Origin of the sequence: Pseudomonas kielensis (assembly GCF_030505375.1) — a bacterium.
Taxonomy (GTDB): Bacteria; Pseudomonadota; Gammaproteobacteria; order Pseudomonadales; family Pseudomonadaceae; genus Aquipseudomonas; species Aquipseudomonas kielensis.
This window is the reverse complement of record NZ_CP130043.1, coordinates 1,509,862-1,526,799: the sequence shown is the minus strand read 5'-3', so window position 1 is coordinate 1,526,799 and position 16,938 is coordinate 1,509,862. Positions and strand designations below refer to the sequence as shown.

Annotated in this window: 15 protein-coding genes; 5 read left to right on the top strand and 10 right to left on the bottom strand. The window is 64.0% G+C overall.

The window, feature by feature from the left end:
* Nucleotides 1-3,105 carry a hypothetical protein gene (locus Q1W70_RS07300; protein ID WP_302098720.1) on the top strand — a complete coding sequence of 1,035 codons (3,105 nt, stop codon included), beginning with the start codon at nucleotides 1-3 and terminating at the stop codon, nucleotides 3,103-3,105.
* A 73-nt stretch (nucleotides 3,106-3,178) separates the two neighbouring features.
* Here the strand turns inward: Q1W70_RS07300 and Q1W70_RS07295 are convergent, their stop codons facing one another.
* The 10 genes from Q1W70_RS07295 to cbiE form a co-directional block, all read right to left on the bottom strand.
* Nucleotides 3,179-3,601: a hypothetical protein gene (locus tag Q1W70_RS07295; RefSeq protein WP_166589890.1), complete on the bottom strand. Its 423-nt coding sequence runs from the start codon at nucleotides 3,599-3,601 to the stop codon at nucleotides 3,179-3,181.
* Between the two features lie 218 nt (nucleotides 3,602-3,819).
* Nucleotides 3,820-5,202, bottom strand: a complete 1,383-nt coding sequence (locus Q1W70_RS07290) for a PepSY-associated TM helix domain-containing protein (RefSeq protein WP_182343302.1) — start codon at nucleotides 5,200-5,202, stop codon at nucleotides 3,820-3,822.
* Nucleotides 5,203-5,317: 115 nt separating this feature from the next.
* Nucleotides 5,318-7,456 carry a TonB-dependent copper receptor gene (locus Q1W70_RS07285; protein WP_302098719.1) on the bottom strand — a complete coding sequence of 713 codons (2,139 nt, stop codon included), beginning with the start codon at nucleotides 7,454-7,456 and terminating at the stop codon, nucleotides 5,318-5,320.
* Nucleotides 7,457-7,546: 90 nt separating this feature from the next.
* A complete protein-coding gene (locus tag Q1W70_RS07280) occupies nucleotides 7,547-7,972 on the bottom strand; it encodes a DUF2946 domain-containing protein (RefSeq protein WP_302098718.1) in 426 nt (141 codons plus the stop codon).
* 72 nt (nucleotides 7,973-8,044) lie between these two features.
* On the bottom strand, nucleotides 8,045-8,524 hold the full coding sequence (locus Q1W70_RS07275; RefSeq protein ID WP_166589913.1) for a copper chaperone PCu(A)C: 480 nt from the start codon (nucleotides 8,522-8,524) through the stop codon (nucleotides 8,045-8,047).
* Between the two features lie 61 nt (nucleotides 8,525-8,585).
* Nucleotides 8,586-8,987 carry a DUF2946 domain-containing protein gene (locus Q1W70_RS07270; protein WP_166589893.1) on the bottom strand — a complete coding sequence of 134 codons (402 nt, stop codon included), beginning with the start codon at nucleotides 8,985-8,987 and terminating at the stop codon, nucleotides 8,586-8,588.
* Between the two features lie 96 nt (nucleotides 8,988-9,083).
* Entirely contained in the window at nucleotides 9,084-9,326 is a 243-nt protein-coding gene (locus Q1W70_RS07265) for an addiction module antidote protein (RefSeq protein ID WP_371927828.1), read from the bottom strand.
* Between the two features lie 89 nt (nucleotides 9,327-9,415).
* On the bottom strand, nucleotides 9,416-10,144 hold the full coding sequence (locus Q1W70_RS07255) for a cobalt-precorrin-6A reductase (protein WP_182343304.1): 729 nt from the start codon (nucleotides 10,142-10,144) through the stop codon (nucleotides 9,416-9,418).
* Nucleotides 10,141-11,238, bottom strand: coding sequence for a cobalt-precorrin-5B (C(1))-methyltransferase (locus Q1W70_RS07250; RefSeq protein WP_166589895.1), 1,098 nt, complete (start codon nucleotides 11,236-11,238; stop codon nucleotides 10,141-10,143). The genes Q1W70_RS07255 and Q1W70_RS07250 overlap by 4 nt, the downstream gene beginning before the upstream one ends.
* Entirely contained in the window at nucleotides 11,231-12,442 is a 1,212-nt protein-coding gene (gene cbiE / locus Q1W70_RS07245; RefSeq protein ID WP_182343306.1) for a precorrin-6y C5,15-methyltransferase (decarboxylating) subunit CbiE, read from the bottom strand. The genes Q1W70_RS07250 and cbiE overlap by 8 nt, the downstream gene beginning before the upstream one ends.
* A gap of 133 nt (nucleotides 12,443-12,575) precedes the next feature.
* On the opposite strand from cbiE, the gene cobG reads away from it, so the two are divergent.
* From cobG to cobJ, 4 genes are read left to right on the top strand one after another with little or no spacing between them, the layout of a single operon-like run.
* Nucleotides 12,576-13,883 carry a precorrin-3B synthase gene (gene cobG / locus Q1W70_RS07240; RefSeq protein WP_302098717.1) on the top strand — a complete coding sequence of 436 codons (1,308 nt, stop codon included), beginning with the start codon at nucleotides 12,576-12,578 and terminating at the stop codon, nucleotides 13,881-13,883.
* Nucleotides 13,876-14,502, top strand: coding sequence for a precorrin-8X methylmutase (locus Q1W70_RS07235; protein WP_166589898.1), 627 nt, complete (start codon nucleotides 13,876-13,878; stop codon nucleotides 14,500-14,502). Before cobG ends, Q1W70_RS07235 begins: the two co-directional genes overlap by 8 nt.
* Nucleotides 14,502-15,233, top strand: coding sequence for a precorrin-2 C(20)-methyltransferase (locus Q1W70_RS07230; protein ID WP_185817866.1), 732 nt, complete (start codon nucleotides 14,502-14,504; stop codon nucleotides 15,231-15,233). The genes Q1W70_RS07235 and Q1W70_RS07230 overlap by 1 nt, the downstream gene beginning before the upstream one ends.
* Nucleotides 15,233-16,921, top strand: coding sequence for a precorrin-3B C(17)-methyltransferase (cobJ, locus tag Q1W70_RS07225; protein WP_182343308.1), 1,689 nt, complete (start codon nucleotides 15,233-15,235; stop codon nucleotides 16,919-16,921). Before Q1W70_RS07230 ends, cobJ begins: the two co-directional genes overlap by 1 nt.
* Nucleotides 16,922-16,938: the final 17 nt, after the last annotated feature.

The window sequence follows — 16,938 nt, the reverse complement described above, 5'->3', positions numbered from 1 at the left end:
GTGTTTTACTCACACCGGGCGCTCTCGACGCTGGATGTCGATCGGGTGCAGCGCTTGGGGTGGACGCGCACAGACGCCAGCGTCAGCTTGCAGATGTTCAAGGTTCACGAGTTGTTCCATGTGGTCGCGCAAGGCGTTCCGGCCTATCTGTCAGGCAGCGACGACAGTCTGTTGTGGTTCGAGTCCGATTCCCGCGGCTGGCAGCAGTTGCTGATGCGCTTGGGCACCGTGAGTCACCCGGGACCACTGGCGCTGGGGCTTGCCGATGGCAGCATCGCGCCTGTCGAGTTTGTACGGGCAGTGGCGAGCGCAGGAAAGTTGCAGACCCTGGTCGACAATGGGCTTTGGGGGTACCGGGGCCAAGTGACCAAGGACTGGACACCCCACCCGGAACAGGGCGCAAGGCCGGTGCCGAAACAGGTGGCCTTCGGCGCGGTTTTTTCGTCGGCGGACGAAGCGGCGCAGGATCGCTTCTCACGAGGGGCTGGGCAGCATGATACGGAGCGGACCTGGTTCGGTTTCATCCTCAAGCAACAAGGCAAGCACGAGTACATTGCGTCGGAATTGGTTGCGGTCGAGGGGGTTCGCGACAAACTGTTTTCTCGTCGGAGCCTGTTCCCCAGTGCCGGGCCGGGTGAAGGCATCGACTATGTGTATCCGGAGTCATTCCGGCGCCATTCCTATTTCTATTCGCGCCAGCGGGTGATGCAGACACAGCGGCCTGCTCGCCTCTGGTTGGCCCAGCACTTTATTGTGCCCAGAGACCTGTATGTGGTGGTGTACGACTCCAAGAAGCCGCCGGTCGTCGAAGGGCCTGAGTCGATTCCCACGTACATCGCGACGCAGGACGGCGCATTGTTGAAGTATGTCGCGCGCAAGAGTACCAAGTTGTTCGATAACGGCACCCCGGAGATGGGGCTGGATGCTGTCCAATCCAACTTGACCAATGGAAAACTGACCCAGACCGGCTTTGTCAGGGTCGTGGCGAACAGTGGTGAATTGACGGTCCTGCACACTTCTCTGTGCTGGGATAGAAAAGGCGTGGTCAACCCACAATGGACGCCTGCCCAGAACATCGAGCGTCGCCTTTTAGGGCCGGTTTTTCCGACCCAGGATGATGCGGCGCTCTATGCTCGCGCGCAGCTCCCTCCCACCACTGACAGCATCTACGGCGGGTTGATCCTGAAGCGCTCCGATGGTTTGTTCGTTGCGACCGAGCCTGTGATCACGCCCGAAGAAGACTTCGATGTGAAATGGATCTTCCCGGATGAAAGTGTGGGCGCGGGGCTGTTTCCCGCAGGATGCACCCTCGTGGGCCGTTATCGCTCGCGCCATGCCCGGGAGGTTCCGGTGCTCTTGTCTGGGTCGCAAAAGCAGCTGTATCTCAACATGTTGTCCGTGAAATCGGTCCTGACCGCATTCGGGCGGGAGACGCGGATGATGGACGAATACCTGTTCGGGCCCGACGGCTCGGTGATTCGTTACCGCAACGGGACATGGAATAGAGTGCGAGCCGATCTTGCCAATGCCTTGAGCGACTTCGGCAGCCTGCCCCATGACCTGGACGCAGCCTGGATAAAAAAACGTATCCACGAGGGAGACCTGAAACCGTCGGTGTGGGTGGATTCGCTGGCTAAAAACGGCTTTCTGTATGTGGTGGCGGGTAGCGCTGTTTGGGGGGCGCCGCGTTTAGTGACCGAGTTCAGCCTGGAGCGCCCAATGAGTCTCGGCACGGCGCTCGGTCTGCCGCGCAGTGAGCCGAGCTACAGCCCCGTATTTGCTGACAGTGTTGCCGCGGCGCGTCATGCCCATGAGCTGGCTGCAGATCGTGCGGCGCTGAGTTTCGGTTACATTCTGCGCGATCGCAGGCACAACCGATTCATTGCCACTGTGCCGATCCCGATCCCGGGTTCGACACTGACGTATGACCAGGTTTTCCCCGATGGACAGTTGCCCCAGGGCTACGTCGTCGACAGCCTGTACCTGCGCGCCGCGCAAGCGCCGGATGTGCTGCCGGATGAGGACTATCGGCACTTTTTTTCGCCGATGGACGTGCACCGGGCACTTTTGCAGACGCAAACGACGCAGGGCCGGTTACCGCTCTACTTATCGTGCAGTGACGGAGCGCTGTTGCGCTTTGAGGGGGATTACTACGACCCGATCGAGCCACCGGACGAGGCTGCTCAGTTGGCACTCAAGCATCAGCCGTTCGCGACCCTGGCACAGGCGAGCGCCGATTGGCGCGACGTACTGGACGGCACCTTCAATCTGGCGGCTTACATTGGAAACATGAGGAAGGCCGGGCGCCTGCAAGTCATGGTGCCAAGTGCTTACTGGGGGATCGGGTTCCTGTCGCGGGATTGGCAGCCGTATAAAGCCGGCATGAGCGAGCAGGATCTGTGGTCGTGGATGCCGAAATTGGCAATGGGGCCGATATTCCAGCATCCCGACGATGCGGCTCGCTACATCCAGCGCCGGGCGGGAAGCGCCTATGAACAGGTCACCACTTACGAGAGCGCGATATTGCGTCAAAAGGACACGCATTGCTTCTGTGCACTGGAGCCGCTGGCGCGCCGCGACGACTCCAACCAGGCGCTTGATCGTATTTTCCAGACCTCAGGCGACCCCGTCACGACCCAGAAGAACAAGGCGCCGATCTTTCCTGCGGACTATGAGTTGATTGCCAGCCACCAACTGTATCTGTCGGGAACCAGCACGCTGGCGGTCGATGCTGACCAGGTCTATGCCAACTTTGCCTCGCCTTGGCTGGTGTATCTGCACACTCACAGCCTGAAGAGCAAAGGCTTCCCGATCAGTTCGTACTACTACTCAACGCCCCATGGTGCCTTGATCAAGTATGTGCCGCAGTACACCCAGGCAGAGCAAGCCTTGCTGCGGACCAAACAAGCCGAGCGTGTGGGCGGTCAGTGGATCACCCGACTGTCTACCGCGGATTTCATCTCGCAACTGGCCGACATCGGTGAGCTGCGGGTGCTGACAGCCGCCCACTACTGGAATCAGACTGGACGCCTGGGCCATAACTGGAAGACTGATCGGCAACAGGTTCCGCTGGCGCCCGTCAGTTTTCACCGTGACGAGCTGTAGCGTGCGGGTATCCGCGCACGATCAAAGGCATGAGTGGCAACGCCCTTGATCGTGACGCGAGTGCCGGTAAGGGCTATTGGCGGGTGCAGGTTTCCATGCCGTGGCCACCGCCTTCATACTCCGGGCCGTAATAGTATTTGGTAAAAGAGACCTTGCCGTCGGCACTGGTTCCAACTTGTGCAATGCCCACGCCGTAGTCTTTCAGGGCGGGGTCCGTGTGTGCGAAGTAGATGGCCAGTGATGTTTCCTGGGCGGCGGCGAAACCGTTATAGAGGGAGTTGTCGGTCAGGGTCAGGGTAAAACTATAGGCGCCGTACGGGCCGGTACTTTGTTCAGGGTTGAGCTTCATGTCGACGGTGCCTTTGAACTCCCCTATATGACTGTCCATGCCAGTGCATTGGTAATGCCCTGAATAGTCGGTGCCGGTGAACGGCGGCGGGGCTGCCAGTGCCGGCAGTGAAACGAAGGCGAGGGAGGCTAGAATTTTCTTTATCAAGTTGACCTCTTTCAATTCTTTATAGGAATTGTGCGGATTGAAAAGTAGGAAGTTGCCGCAACTAATACTGTTCAGTGAGTCGGTGCTTAAGTTGCGGCAGCAGGAGTATGGCGAGGATCAGGGAGTGGCTAAAAAACTAACCCAAGACAAGACTTTTCAAACTGTTCAACGGTATTTCAAGCACCCTTGAAATACCGTTGCTCCGTCCCTCGGGGTGTTCAGGAAGAAGGGGAGGTCGATGCCGTGTGCCGGCTTACGCGCGCGAGCAGGAACCGGTCCAGCAGCCACACCACCACCAGTGAAGCGCCCACCAACGGGAACAACACGGCCAGCGCCAACATGATCAGTACCCCGGTTTTCCAGGTTGGCAGGTCATGACGCAACGGCGGTACCCCGACCTTGCCCTGGGGCCGGCGCTTCCACCAGATCACCACGCCGCTGACGGCACTGAGCAGGATCATCAGGCAGATCAGGAGCACGATGATCTGGTTCAGCACACCAAACATCTTGCCTTCGTGCAGCATCACGCCCACCTCCGTGGCGCGGGCGACGTTGCCATAGTGTTCCCAACGCACATCGGCCAGGACCTTGCCGCTGTACTGATCGACGTGCAGGGTGGCGTCGTTGCGCGGGTCATCGGCGAACACGGCAATGGTGAACACACCGCTGGCGCTGGTTGGCAGGGTGATGCTGTAGCCCGGCTCGACCTGGCCTCGCTCGGCAATGTCCTGCACCGACTGCAGGCTGATGCCCGGCGCGGCCGGTGCGTGGCTGGCGCCATTGTGGGCCATGTGTTCGGCGTGGTCGCCGGACATTGGCATCGGCGTATTTTCCATGGCCCAGGGCACGGTCTGGCGCGCGGCGGTATTGAGGCTGCGCGCTTGCTCATCGGAAGTTGGGACGTTGTTCCACATGGCGGCCGGGAACTGGTTCCAGACCTGGGCGTAGGACTTGCCCCAGAAACCGGTCCAGGTCATACCGCTGAGCAACATGACCAGCAGCAACGCCGCGCCCCAGAAACCGGTGACGGCGTGCAGGTCGCGCCACAGCAACCGGCCGCGACTGTTCAGGCGTGGCCAGAGGATGCCTGCACCGCCCTTGCCACGTGGCCACCAGAGGTAGACACCGGACACCACCAGCACGATGCCCCAGCCAGCCGCCATCTCGATCAGGCGATCGCCGAGGGTGCCGATCATCAGTTCGCCGTGAATCGCCCGGGCGATGGCTTGCAGGTTGTACGTGGCATCCTGCTCGCCGAGGATGTCGCCGTGGTACGGATCGACAAACACGTTGAGTTCGCTGCCCTGGTTCTTCAGCACAAATTGCGCGCTGCGCTCGGCATTGATCGGCGGCAGGTACTGGGTGACCTGGCCCTGTGGATAAGCCGTTTGCACCCTGCGCAGCAGGTCGTCGGCACTGAGGCTGTGATGACCGGCCGGAACGTTCAGCAGGTTGCCGTACATCAGGGGATCGAGTTGTGGCTTGAACAGGTAGAGGGTGCCGGTCAGCGCCAGCATCACCATGAAAGGGGCAACGAACAGCCCGGCATAAAAATGCCAGCGCCAGGCCAGGTTGTAGAAGGACACTTTGGGTTGGCTCATCAATAGCACTCCGCTCGGCGATGAATCTTTTATAGGTGTTGTGTGGTTGCTGGTTCTGTAGCAGCTGCCGCAGGCTGCGACCGCTGCTACAGGCTTGGCGTCCTTGCGAGGCGTTTTAGAAGCTCATGTCCACCTTGGTCCAGAACGTGCGACCCGGTTCGTTGATTGCTTGTGGATCACTGGCCGGGTAGCCGAACCCGGCGTTGCCGGCCAGGTTCAAGTGTTCGGCGTAGTCTTTGCCGAACAGGTTGTCGATGCCGCTGCTGACCTTCCAGTGCTGGTCGATGCGGTAGGCGCCATTGAGGGAGAACACCGCAAAGCCCGGGCTCTTGTCGTAGTCCTTGCCCACCACGTTGCCTTTGTTCTGGTCGATGCGGTTTTGCGCCGCGACCACGCGCCACAAGGCACCGGCACTCCAATTGTCTTCGCTGTAGGTCAGGCCGAAGCGCGCATCCAGCGGTGGCATCTGCGGCAGGGCGGTGTCGTGGGTGGTGTCTTTGCCCCAGGCGTAGGCCAGGGTGGCGTCGGCTTTCCAGTGGGCGGTCAGGTTGTAGGCTGCGCCCAGTTCACCGCCCATGATGCGTGCGTTGATGTTCTCGGCCCGCGAGCTGGTGCCCATGGGCGTGGGGGTGTAGTCGAACAGGATGTAGTCGTGCACGGTGCCGATGTAGGCCGAGGCCCAGGCTTCGAGGTCCTGGGTCTTGTATTGCAGGCCGACGTCGAGCTGGGTGGTCTTCTCCGGCTGGATCGAGTCGAAGGCGTTGAGCGACCCCACGGGACCGGACTTGGGCGAAAACAGCTCCCAGTAATCCGGGAAGCGTTCGGCGTGGCCGAGACCTGCGTAGAGGGTGGTCGGGCTGTCCGCCAGGTCGTGCTCGTAGCGCACTAAACCGCTGGGCAAGGTGTCGGCGCGGGTGTCGTCGGCCGTCGGGTTGGGCTTGCTCATCATCCCGGAACCGATGCTCTGGCGAAAATCCTTGGCCGAGGCGCGGTCCAGGCGGGCGCCGGTGATCAGGCGATTACGGTCGGCGGCGTACCAGGTCAGCTCACCGAACAGGCCGTAGTTGTGGAAGTCAGCATCCTTGTTGCGTGGCACGTCCTTGTAGGTGTCGATGCCCATGGCGCTGCGCTGGCGGTGTTCGTTGGTCTGCGCATCGACACCGCTGACCAGTTGCAGGTCGGCCCAGCGCCAGGTCGCCTTGACCCGCGCACCGAGGGTCCGGCGGTCGACGTTGGAGGCCATGGGGCCGGCCATCATCCCGGTGCCGGAGGGCGTGCGCAGGGTGTAGTTGTCCATCACGTGGTCGGCGTAGTTGTAGTAGACCTGGGCCTCGAGTTTTTCCAGCACCTCGCTGAGGTCCGATTGCACGAAACGCAGGCCCAGGCTTTCGCGCTTGAACTGCGAGCCGTCCATGCCGCGTCCGGCATAACGCGCTTCACCGTCGCCCTTGCCGGCAGTCAACTCCAGCAAGGTGTCGGTGTTTGGGGTCCAGCCGACGGCGACGTCGCCGTTCCACTTGTCGTAGCGCGACGGCACGGTGTCATTGTTGCCGTCCTTGTAGTCATCGGAGTGGGCCGTATTGCCGATCACCCGCACGTAGCCCTGCGGGCCACCTGCTGCGGCATCCACCACTTTGTCGAAGCGGCCGTTGGAGCCGCCCAGCACGCTGGCGTTGACCCGGCTACCGAGTTCGCCGAAGTTTTCCGGCTCGCGATCGAAGAGGATCGTGCCAGCCGAGGCGCCAGGGCCCCACAGCACGGTTTGCGGGCCCTTGATCACCGTGAGCGTGTCGTAGGTTTCCGGGGAAATGTACGAGGTGGGTGCATCCATGCGGCCAGGGCAGGCGCCCAGCAGCATGCTGCCGTTGGTGAGGATGTTCAGCCGCGAACCGAACATGCCGCGCAGCACCGGGTCGCCGTTGGTGCCGCCGTTGCGCACCAGGGCGAAGCCGGGAATGGTCTTCAAGTAGTCGCCACCGTCACTGGCCGGCACCGGTTGGCGCGGGTCCTTGGGGTTGGTGACGATGGTCAGGGGCGAGCTGGGGGCAATGCCGGTGATCACGGTGGGGCTCAGCTCTTCGGCGTGCTGGCTGTGGTCGGTGGCCGTCTCAGCGGCGCCGGCCAATGGCGCGAGCAGGGCGCCGCACAGCAGTGCGGTGGCTTGCTTGAGGCGAACGCGCAGGGCGTTCGGGGCGTTCGGGGCGAAAGTTGCCTGGGCATCGCTCAGGCGTGGGGCAGCAGAAAACCTGGACATAACGGTTCCATCAATCAGTCGTAAACACACGGCCAGCAGCCTGTGGCTGTCGTGTTCAACAGTTGGCCGTGTCGGTGGGGATGTGGGTGTTTACGCGTTGATGGGTGGGGCGCGGGTGCGGGCGCCGGGGAAGACGGTCAGTCGGGCATGGCCCAGGCGAGGCAGGGGGCTGATGAAACCTTGTGCCAGCGGTGGGTTGAAGATCGCCAGTGCCTGGCTGCCTGGCAGTGCCGGGCAATTGAAGAGCAGGCTGCAGTAGCTGCACTTTTCCCAGATGGCATGGTGATCGGCCTGGGGTGCGCAGTGTTCGGCAGGCGCTTGCGCCTCATGCCCGGCATGGGCACCGGGCGCCATGTCCATGCTCATGTCCATCGACATGCTCATGGACATGCTCATGGACATGCTCATGGACATCGGGGCGCGCTGACCCATCGGCATCGACTGAGAAATCAGTGGACCGATAAAGATCATCAACATGGCAAACAGGCTGACCCAGCTGCCACGCGCGACCGTCAAGGGGGTCTGGCGTGGAGCTGTGCGCCTGCGGCCAAGTGAGCGCTGCGCGTTCACGGGCGGTGCTGCTGCCGGTTATTGGGCGTGCTGGTGCGTGTCGGTGCCGGCGGGCGGTTGTTTCTGCACCGCGACGTCCACGGTGAGGTTACCGGCCTTCTCGAAATGCAGGGTCAGCGGGAAACGCTTGCCGTCGCTCAGCAGGCTGCGGTCCTTCAGTTCCATGAGCATCACGTGGTAGGCCATCGGCGCGAACGTGACGGTGCCCCCGGCGGGGATCTCGACGCTGGGCACCTGCTGCATTTTCATCAGGTCTTTTTGCATCACGTGTTCGTGCAGCTCGGCTTTGCCCGAGATAGGCGAATCCACGCTGAGCAGGCGGTCAGCGGTTTTGCCATTGTTGTGAATGACAAAGTAGGCCGCCACGGTCGGGGCATTGGGCGGCAGCTCTTGGGACCAGGGGTGGGCGATGTCCAGCTCACCGGCCTTGTATTCATGGGCATTGGCAAAGCAGGCAGGCAACAGCAAAGCGGCGAGCAGCAACGTGTGCTTCACCAGGGATGGTTTTGACATGGTAATTCTCCGGAATGATTAAAACGCAGGTTAGTTGCGAATCGAATCAGACCAGGGGCGAGGCTCGGGGGTTGAGGCTGGGCCATTGCTGGCGCGGTGTCGGCGAGTCGAGGGTGGGCGCCGGCAAGCTGCGATTGGCTTCGAACCGGGCGAAGTACAGCTGCGGTGCATGTCCCGGCAATGCCACCAGGGGCGCTGAGCCCGAGCAGCACCAGCAGTGCTGCATGTTGGAGTGTTGCTCGCCAGGGGGGGCTTTCTGTTCAAGGTTGCCCAGGGAGATGGCGACCATGCGGGTGCCACTGGAGGAGCAGAAACTGCCCCACATCAACTGCTCGGCCGGGGACTGGCTGGACGCTTGGGCCATGGCACCGGACATTGGCATGGCGAGCATGTTGAACAGCACTGCGAAGCAGGCGATCCAGGCAATTGCTAGCCGTTGTCGGGACATGGTCAGATCCGGTGATGTGGGAGATCAGGCGGCGTATTTAGCCTGATCGGGGTGGATAAGTAAAAAGCTGCCCTGCGGTGTGGTGTCGCAGTGTACTCAGGCGGCTGTCGCGTGAAGCTTGAGGCCCAAGGCCTTCATCACCTTCATGATAGTCGCGAATTCCGGATTGCCAGTGCTGCCGAGTGCGTTGTACAGGCTTTCACGGCCCAGCCCGGTGTCGCGGGCGATCTGTGTCATGCCTGTGGCGCGCGTAATGTCATTGAGCGCACAACGGATCAACACACGGTCCCCTCCCACCCGCAACAGGTAAACCACGTGGTGTTTGCGGGTGAAGTACATTCGATAGCCAGGCCCGTAGTGGACACGCATTTCATCAACAGCCTCACCCACAGGTTCACAATCCAGCAGGCGAGCCTTGCCGGTTCTGGTCAGGAACCGTCTGACAATGACAGTGCCTTCAACACCTGGGCCACGCTGGCAAACTCCCGATCCACCGCCGGCAACACCGGGCGCTTGAGAATCAGCACGGGCACCCCGCGCTCGCGGGCCACTTCGAGCTTGGGTTCGGTGGCGCTGCTGCCGCTGTTTTTGCTGATCAGCACGTCGATCTGTCGACGTTCGAACAGCGCGCGTTCGTCTTCGAGGTGGAACGGGCCGCGGGCCCCGAGCACTTCGCAGCGTGGGTTGCCGGGATAAACCTCCAGCGCGCGCAAGGTCCAGAACTGTCCGGCGGGGATTTCGTCCAGGTGCTGCAACGGCTCGCGGCCCAGGGTGAACAGCGGGCGCTGGAATGGCTTGAGGGCTGTGCTGAGTTCGGCCCAGTCGCTGACTTCGCGCCAGTCATCGCCGGCTTGCGCCTGCCACGCGGGACGGCGCAGCGCCCAGCACGGGATAGCGCTGAGTCGCGCGGCGGTGACGGCGTTCTGGCTGATTTGTGCGGCGTAGGGGTGGGTGGCGTCGAGCAGCAGGTCGATGCCTTGATCCTCGATGAAACGGGCCAGGCCCTCGGCGCCACCATAGCCACCGACGCGCACCTGGCACGTCAGGTCGCTGGGTACCCGGCCGACCCCGGCCAGGCTGTAGAGGTGTTGCGGGCCCAGGGTGCGGGCGATCGCCAGGGCTTCGGTGATACCGCCGAGCAACAGTATCCGCTTCATGGCAATACTCCTGCGTGACCGACAATGCCGCCCTGGCGGTCGATGGCAAACACTTCGACCTGGACCTGGGCCGGTACCACGCTGCGGGCGAAGGCCAGGGCGTGCTGACACACCGCATCACCCAGGGCAATGCCGGCGGCACTGGCCATCGCCAGGGCCTGTTGACTGGTGTTGGCCTGGCGAATCTCTTGCTGCAGTGCGGCGTCGGCGCCCACTGCGGCGGCCCATTCGGCCAATTGCTCAAGGTCGATGCTCGAGTGTCGGCTGTGCAGGTCCATGTGGCCGGCGGCGAGCTTGCTGATCTTGCCGAAGCCACCGCACAGGCTGAGTTTATCCACAGGCACTTTGCGCAGGTGCTTGAGCACCGCCCCGACAAAATCGCCCATTTCGATCAGGGCGATTTCCGGCAGGTTGTAGACCCGGCGCATGGTGTCTTCACTGGCGTTGCCGGTGCAGGCGGCGATGTGCAGGTAACCGTTGGTCTTGGCGACGTCGATGCCTTGGTGGATCGAGGCGATGTAGGCCGCGCAGGAAAACGGCCGGACGATGCCGCTGGTGCCGAGAATCGACAGGCCACCAAGAATGCCCAGGCGCGGGTTCATGGTTTTCAGCGCCAGGGCTTCACCGTCCTGGACGTTGACCGTCACCGCAAACCCGCCGGCATACCCGAGCTCCAGGGCCAGGGCGCTGAGGTGGTCGCTGATCATCTTGCGCGGCACCGGATTGATCGCCGGCTCGCCGACGCCCAGCACCAGGCCTGGGCGTGTCACGGTGCCGACGCCGAGCCCGGCGCTGAAGCGAATGCCGGGCTCGGCGGTCAGGCGCACCTGGCTGTAGAGCAGGGCGCCGTGGGTCACGTCCGGGTCGTCGCCGGCATCCTTGATCGTGCCGGCCTCGGCGCCGTCGGCCAGCAGCCGGCAGAACTCCAGGCGCATCTGCACCTGCTTGCCCTTGGGCAGGACGATCTGCACCGCATCACTGCTGCCGCCGCCCAGCAGCAGGCGCGCCGCCGCGAGGCTGGTGGCGGTGGCGCAGCTGCCGGTGGTCAGGCCGCTGCGCAGGGGGGCGGGTTGTTCGGCGGTTTCGTCACGCATCGAGGGGTTTGACCAGATCCAGCAAGGTAATCGGCAGCGCCTGGCGCCAGGTGTCGAACTCGCCCAATGGCTGGGCCTGGGCGATGTGCAGCCGGGTCAGTTCGCCGCCGTGCCGTTCACGCCAGGCCATCAGGGTCATTTCGCTTTGCAGGGTGACCGCGTTGGCGACCAGGCGGCCGCCGGGCTTGAGTTGCGCCCAGCAGGTGTCGAGTACGCCGGCACGGGTCACGCCGCCGCCGATGAAAATCGCATCCGGGCGCTCGAGTCCGGCCAGCGCTTGGGGGGCGCTGCCGCGAATCAATTGCAGGCCGGGTACGCCGAGGGTGTCGCGGTTGCGCTCGATCAGTAATTGGCGGCCTGAATCCGCCTCGATGGCCAGGGCGCGGCAACTGGGGTGGGCGCGCATCCATTCGATACCGATCGAGCCGCAACCCGCGCCGACATCCCACAGCAGCTCGCCGGGTATCGGTGCCAGGTGGGCCAGGGTGACGGCCCGCACGTCGCGCTTGGTCAACTGGCCGTCGTGGGCGAAGGCCGAGTCCGGCAGGCCGGCCAGGCGCGACAGGCGCGGGGTGCTCGGTTCGGCGATGCACTCGATGGCCAGGACATTGAGGTCGGCGACCTCAGGATCGTGCCACTCGCTGGCAAGGCCGTCGACCCGCCGCTCCTGCTCGCCGCCCAGGTGTTCCAGTACGCTGATCCGGCTCGGGCCGAAACCGCGCTCACGCAGCAGTGCGGCCAGTGCGGCCGGACTGTGGCGGTCGTTGCTCAGCACCAACAGGCGCACTCCGCTGAACAAGTGGCTGTTGAGCGCGGCCAGTGGCCGGGCCACCAGCGACAGGCAGACCACCTCCTGCAGTGGCCAGCCGAGGCGGGCGGCTGCCAGGGAGCAGGACGACGGCGCAGGCAGGATCAGCATCTCCTCACTGGGTACCTGGCGCGCCAGGCTGGCGCCGACGCCATAGAACATCGGGTCCCCACTGGCCAGCACACAGACCGGTGCGCCGCGTTGCGCCAGCAGCGGCTCCAGGGAGAACGGGCTGGGCCACAGTTGGCGCTCGCCACGGATGCACACCGGCAGCAGATCGAGCTGGCGCTGGCCGCCGATAATCCGTGTGGCCCCCAGCAATGCACGCCGGGCCTGCTTGCCCAGTCCCTTGAAGCCGTCTTCTCCGATGCCTACGACTGTCAGCCAGGGGGCCATCTATATTCCTCAAACATGAAGGTTCCGACGGGCAGGCTTTTCATGCCGTCGGACAAAGCAGGCATAATACCGCGCCTTCGCCCGCGAAGTGCTTCTACCTCTTGAGTCGGTCGCCCCCTTGAACGAACGTCCGTTGCATCCTGCCTTACGCCCCTCGGCCTGTCCGGGGTTGCTGCGTATCGTCCAGGCGCTGGATGGCGGGATCTGCCGGATCAAGCTGAGCGGCGGCTCGATCAGCGCCGCCCAGGCCCTGGCGGTGGCCGCCGCTGCCGAGGAATTTGCCGGTGGGGTGATCGAGGCCACCAACCGCGCCAATCTGCAGATTCGCGGAATTACCGGCGAGCACTCGCGGCTGATTGAGCGCCTGCTGGCGGCCGGGCTCGGTCCGCGCTCGGCGGCGGGCGACGATGTGCGCAACCTGATGCTCAGTCCGGCGGCCGGCATCGACCGCGCCATGGTGCTGGACACCCGTGCGCTGGCGGCACAGATTCTCGCCACCCTGGAAAGCAACCCGAGCCTGCATGACCTGTCCGCCAAGTTCGCTGTGCAACTGGATGGTGGGGAGGCGCTGGCCATGCTGGAGCATCCCCATGACCTGTGGTTGAGTGCGTTCGAGCGGGATGGCCAGACCTGGTTGGCCTTTGGCCTGGCCGGTTGTCCGACCGACACCGCCGCCGGTGCGGTGCGGCTCGACGACGGCCACGCTCTGGTGGTGGCGGTGCTGGAGCTGTTTCTCGAACTGGCGCGGCCAGAGCAGACCCGCATGCGCCACGTGCTGGCCGAACGTTCCCTGGACTCGCTGCTGGAGCGGCTGGGTGAGCGACTGTCGCTGCGGCGACTGGATTCCTGGCAGCGTCCCCCGGCACAGGCGGGGCAGCACCTGGGAACGTATCCACAGCGTCAGTCGGGCCTGGTCCATGTGGGGGCCGTCCCGCCGTTGGGACGGCTGACCTGCGCAATGCTCCAGGGCGCGGCGCTCCTGTGTCAGCAATACGGTGATGCCAGCCTGCGCCTGACACCCTGGCAGAGCCTGTTGTTGCCCAACATCCGCGAGCAGGACGCGCCCGCGCTCAGCCAACAGTTGCAAGCGTTGGGGTTTTTGTTGAGCGCCGATCAGGCCCTGGCCCATGTGCTGGCCTGCACCGGTTCGCCCGGGTGTGCCAAGGGCCTGGCCGACACCAAGCGCGACGGCCAGCGCCTGGCCGCGCTGCGCCCATCAGCCAGCGCGCCGCTGCAGGTGCACTTATCCGGCTGCCCGCGTTCCTGCGCCGCCGCCCATACGGCGCCCGTGACCTTGCTGGCGGTCAGCCCCGGTCACTACGACCTCTATTTTCGCGATGCGGGGCAGGCCGGTTTCGGCGCCCTGCAAGCACGTAACCTCACTATTGAAGCGGCGGGCGCACTGCTTGATGCCCGCCCACGGAGCCCCCTTGATGCTTGATTACATCCGCGACGGTCAGGAGATCTATCGCAACTCCTTCGCGATCATTCGCGCCGAGGCGAACCTGGACCGTATCCCGGCCGATCTGGAAAAACTCGCGGTGCGGGTGATTCACGCCTGCGGCATGGTCGAGGCCATCGATGGCCTGCAGTTCTCCGCCGGGGCGGGCAAGGCCGGGCGTGATGCGCTGGCGGCCGGTGCGCCGATTCTGTGTGACGCGCGCATGGTCTCCGAGGGCGTGACCCGTGCCCGCTTGCCCGCCAACAATGAAGTGATCTGCACCCTGCGCGACGATAGCGTCGCCGAGTTGGCGCGCGAACTGGGCAACACCCGTTCCGCCGCCGCGCTGGAGTTGTGGCGTCCGCACCTGGAAGGCAGCGTGGTGGTGATCGGCAACGCCCCGACCGCGTTGTTCTACCTGCTGGAAATGCTCGACGCCGGCGCACCCAAGCCGGCGCTGATTCTCGGCTTCCCGGTGGGGTTTGTCGGTGCCGCCGAATCCAAGGCCATGCTCGCGGCGGACAGCCGTGGCGTGCCGTTCGTGATCATGCAAGGCCGGCTGGGCGGTAGCGCCATGGCCGCCGCAGCGGTCAATGCCCTCGCCACGGAGATTGAATGATGCAGCAACCTGGACGCTTGATCGGCCTGGGCGTGGGCCCCGGTGACCCGGAACTGATTACCGTCAAGGCCCTGCGCCTGCTGCGTGAGTCGCCCGTGGTGGCGTACTTCGTGGCCAAGGGCAAGAAAGGCAATGCCTTCGGCATCATCGAGGCCCACCTGCAAGAGGCGCAGAACCTGCTGCCGCTGGTGTACCCGGTGACTACCGAAGTGTTGCCGGCGCCGCTGTCCTACGAAGAAATCATCAGTGATTTCTACGACGGTGCTGCCCAGGCCGTGGCCGCGCACCTGGAGGCCGGCCGCGACGTGGCGGTGATCTGCGAAGGCGACCCGTTCTTCTACGGTTCCTACATGTACCTGCACGACCGTCTGGCCACACGTTATGAAGCCGAAGTGGTACCGGGTGTCTGCTCGATGCTCGGTGGTGCTTCGGTGCTCGGCGCGCCGCTGGTGTATCGCAACCAGAGCCTGTCGGTGCTGTCTGGCGTGCTGCCCCACGAAGACCTCAAGCGCCGCCTGGGCGATGCCGACGCGGCGGTGATCATGAAGCTGGGGCGTAACTTCCCGAAAGTGCGGCAAGTGCTGGAGGAACTGGGGCTGGCCGAGCGCGCGCTGTATGTCGAGCGGGCGACCATGGCCAATCAGAAGATTGTGCCGCTGGATGAGGTCGAACCGATGTCTTCACCGTACTTCTCGCTGATTATCGTCCCAGGTGTCAGGTGGCAAGGCTGATGACCCATTCCACGCCAGCCATTGTCATTCTCGGCCAGGGTAGCCTGGCCACTGCCCGTCGCCTGCAGCAGGTGTATCCCGCTGCCTTGATCCACGGCCTCGGCGGCCGGGTCGAGGGCGCAGACCGGGTGTATCAGGAGTTCGGTGCGACCCTGCGTGAACTCTATCAACAGGACACGCCGATCATTGCCCTGTGTGCGGCCGGTATCGTGATCCGCACCCTGGCACCGCTGCTGCTGGAGAAAGGTGCCGAGCCGCCGGTGCTGGCGGTGGCTGAAGACGGCAGCGCGGTGGTGCCGCTGCTGGGGGGGCTCGGCGGGGTGAATGACATGGCCCGGGAGATTGCCGCGGCGCTCGAGGTGGCCCCCGCGATCACCACCAGCGGTGAACTGCGCTTTGGCACCTGCCTGCTCAATCCGCCCAGCGGTTATACGTTGGGCGATCTGGAGACGGGTAAACGTTTTGTCTCCGATTTGCTGGCCGGGCACAGCGTGCGTATCGAAGGCGCCGCACCGTGGCTGGAACAGGCGCAGTTGCCGGAAGAACCGCAGGCGCGTCGTTCGATCCATGTCGGCAGTGTCGAGCGAGTGGCGAGCCCAGACGAGTTACTGATTTATCCGCGCTGCGTGGTGGTGCTGGTGAGTGCCGTCGAGGCGGATCTGACGAACGCCATCCGCGCGGCGATGCAGCACGCGAACGTCGCGCTGCAGGCGCTGGCTTGCCTAGTGGCGGCGCCAGATCAGATGGCTTGCCCGGCGTTGCGCGAGGCCGCGTTGGAGTTGGGCGTGCCGCTACGGTTTGTGGCGTCGGCGAGCGACTTCAGAGCGCTGCCGGGTGTGACGTTCATAGAAACAGCGCGCAACATGACCATCGCCGTCGCCCCGCAGCCGTTGGATGTGACGCGGATCGGTCGCCCGCGCGGGCGCCTGGCGGTGATTGGCCTCGGTCCTGGTGCTGCACAATTGATGGTGCCGGCAGTCAAAGCAGAACTGGCGCGTGCCACGGACGTCCTGGGTTACGAAACCTACGTGCGCATGGCCGGGCCCTTTCGTCCCGACCAGGTGCTGCACTGCACCGATAACCGCGAAGAAATGCAGCGGGCCCGACACGCCTTCGAACTGGCGGCGCAAGGCCGTTCGGTGATCGTGGTGTCCTCCGGAGACCCGGGTGTGTTCGCCATGGCGGCGGCCGTGCTTGAGGCGTTGCACGAGTCCAGCGACCCCGGCTGGCACAGTGTCGATCTGGAGATCCTGCCTGGGGTTTCTGCTTCGCTGGCGACCGCCGCCCTGGCCGGTGCGCCACTTGGGCACGACTTCTGCGTGATGTCGCTGTCGGATAACCTCAAGCCGTGGTCGATCATCGAGCAGCGCCTCGATCTGGCGGCTCAAGCGGACCTGGTCCTGGCTTTTTACAATCCCATCTCTCGATCGCGTCCGTGGCAGTTGGGGCGCGCGCTGGAGATTGTCGCGCAGCACCGCACAGCACAAACGCCCGTGGTGCTGGGACGGGATGTCGGTCGACCGGGGCAGGCGCTGCGTGTCACCACGCTCGGTGCGTTGACGTCGGACCAGGTGGACATGCGAACCATGGTGCTGATCGGCTCGTCCACTACCTGCACGTTCCCCCGTAGCGACGGTGGTGAGTGGGTCTATACGCCACGCTGGTATGGTGAAAAGCCCGGCACTTGAATAATAACGCCCCTTCT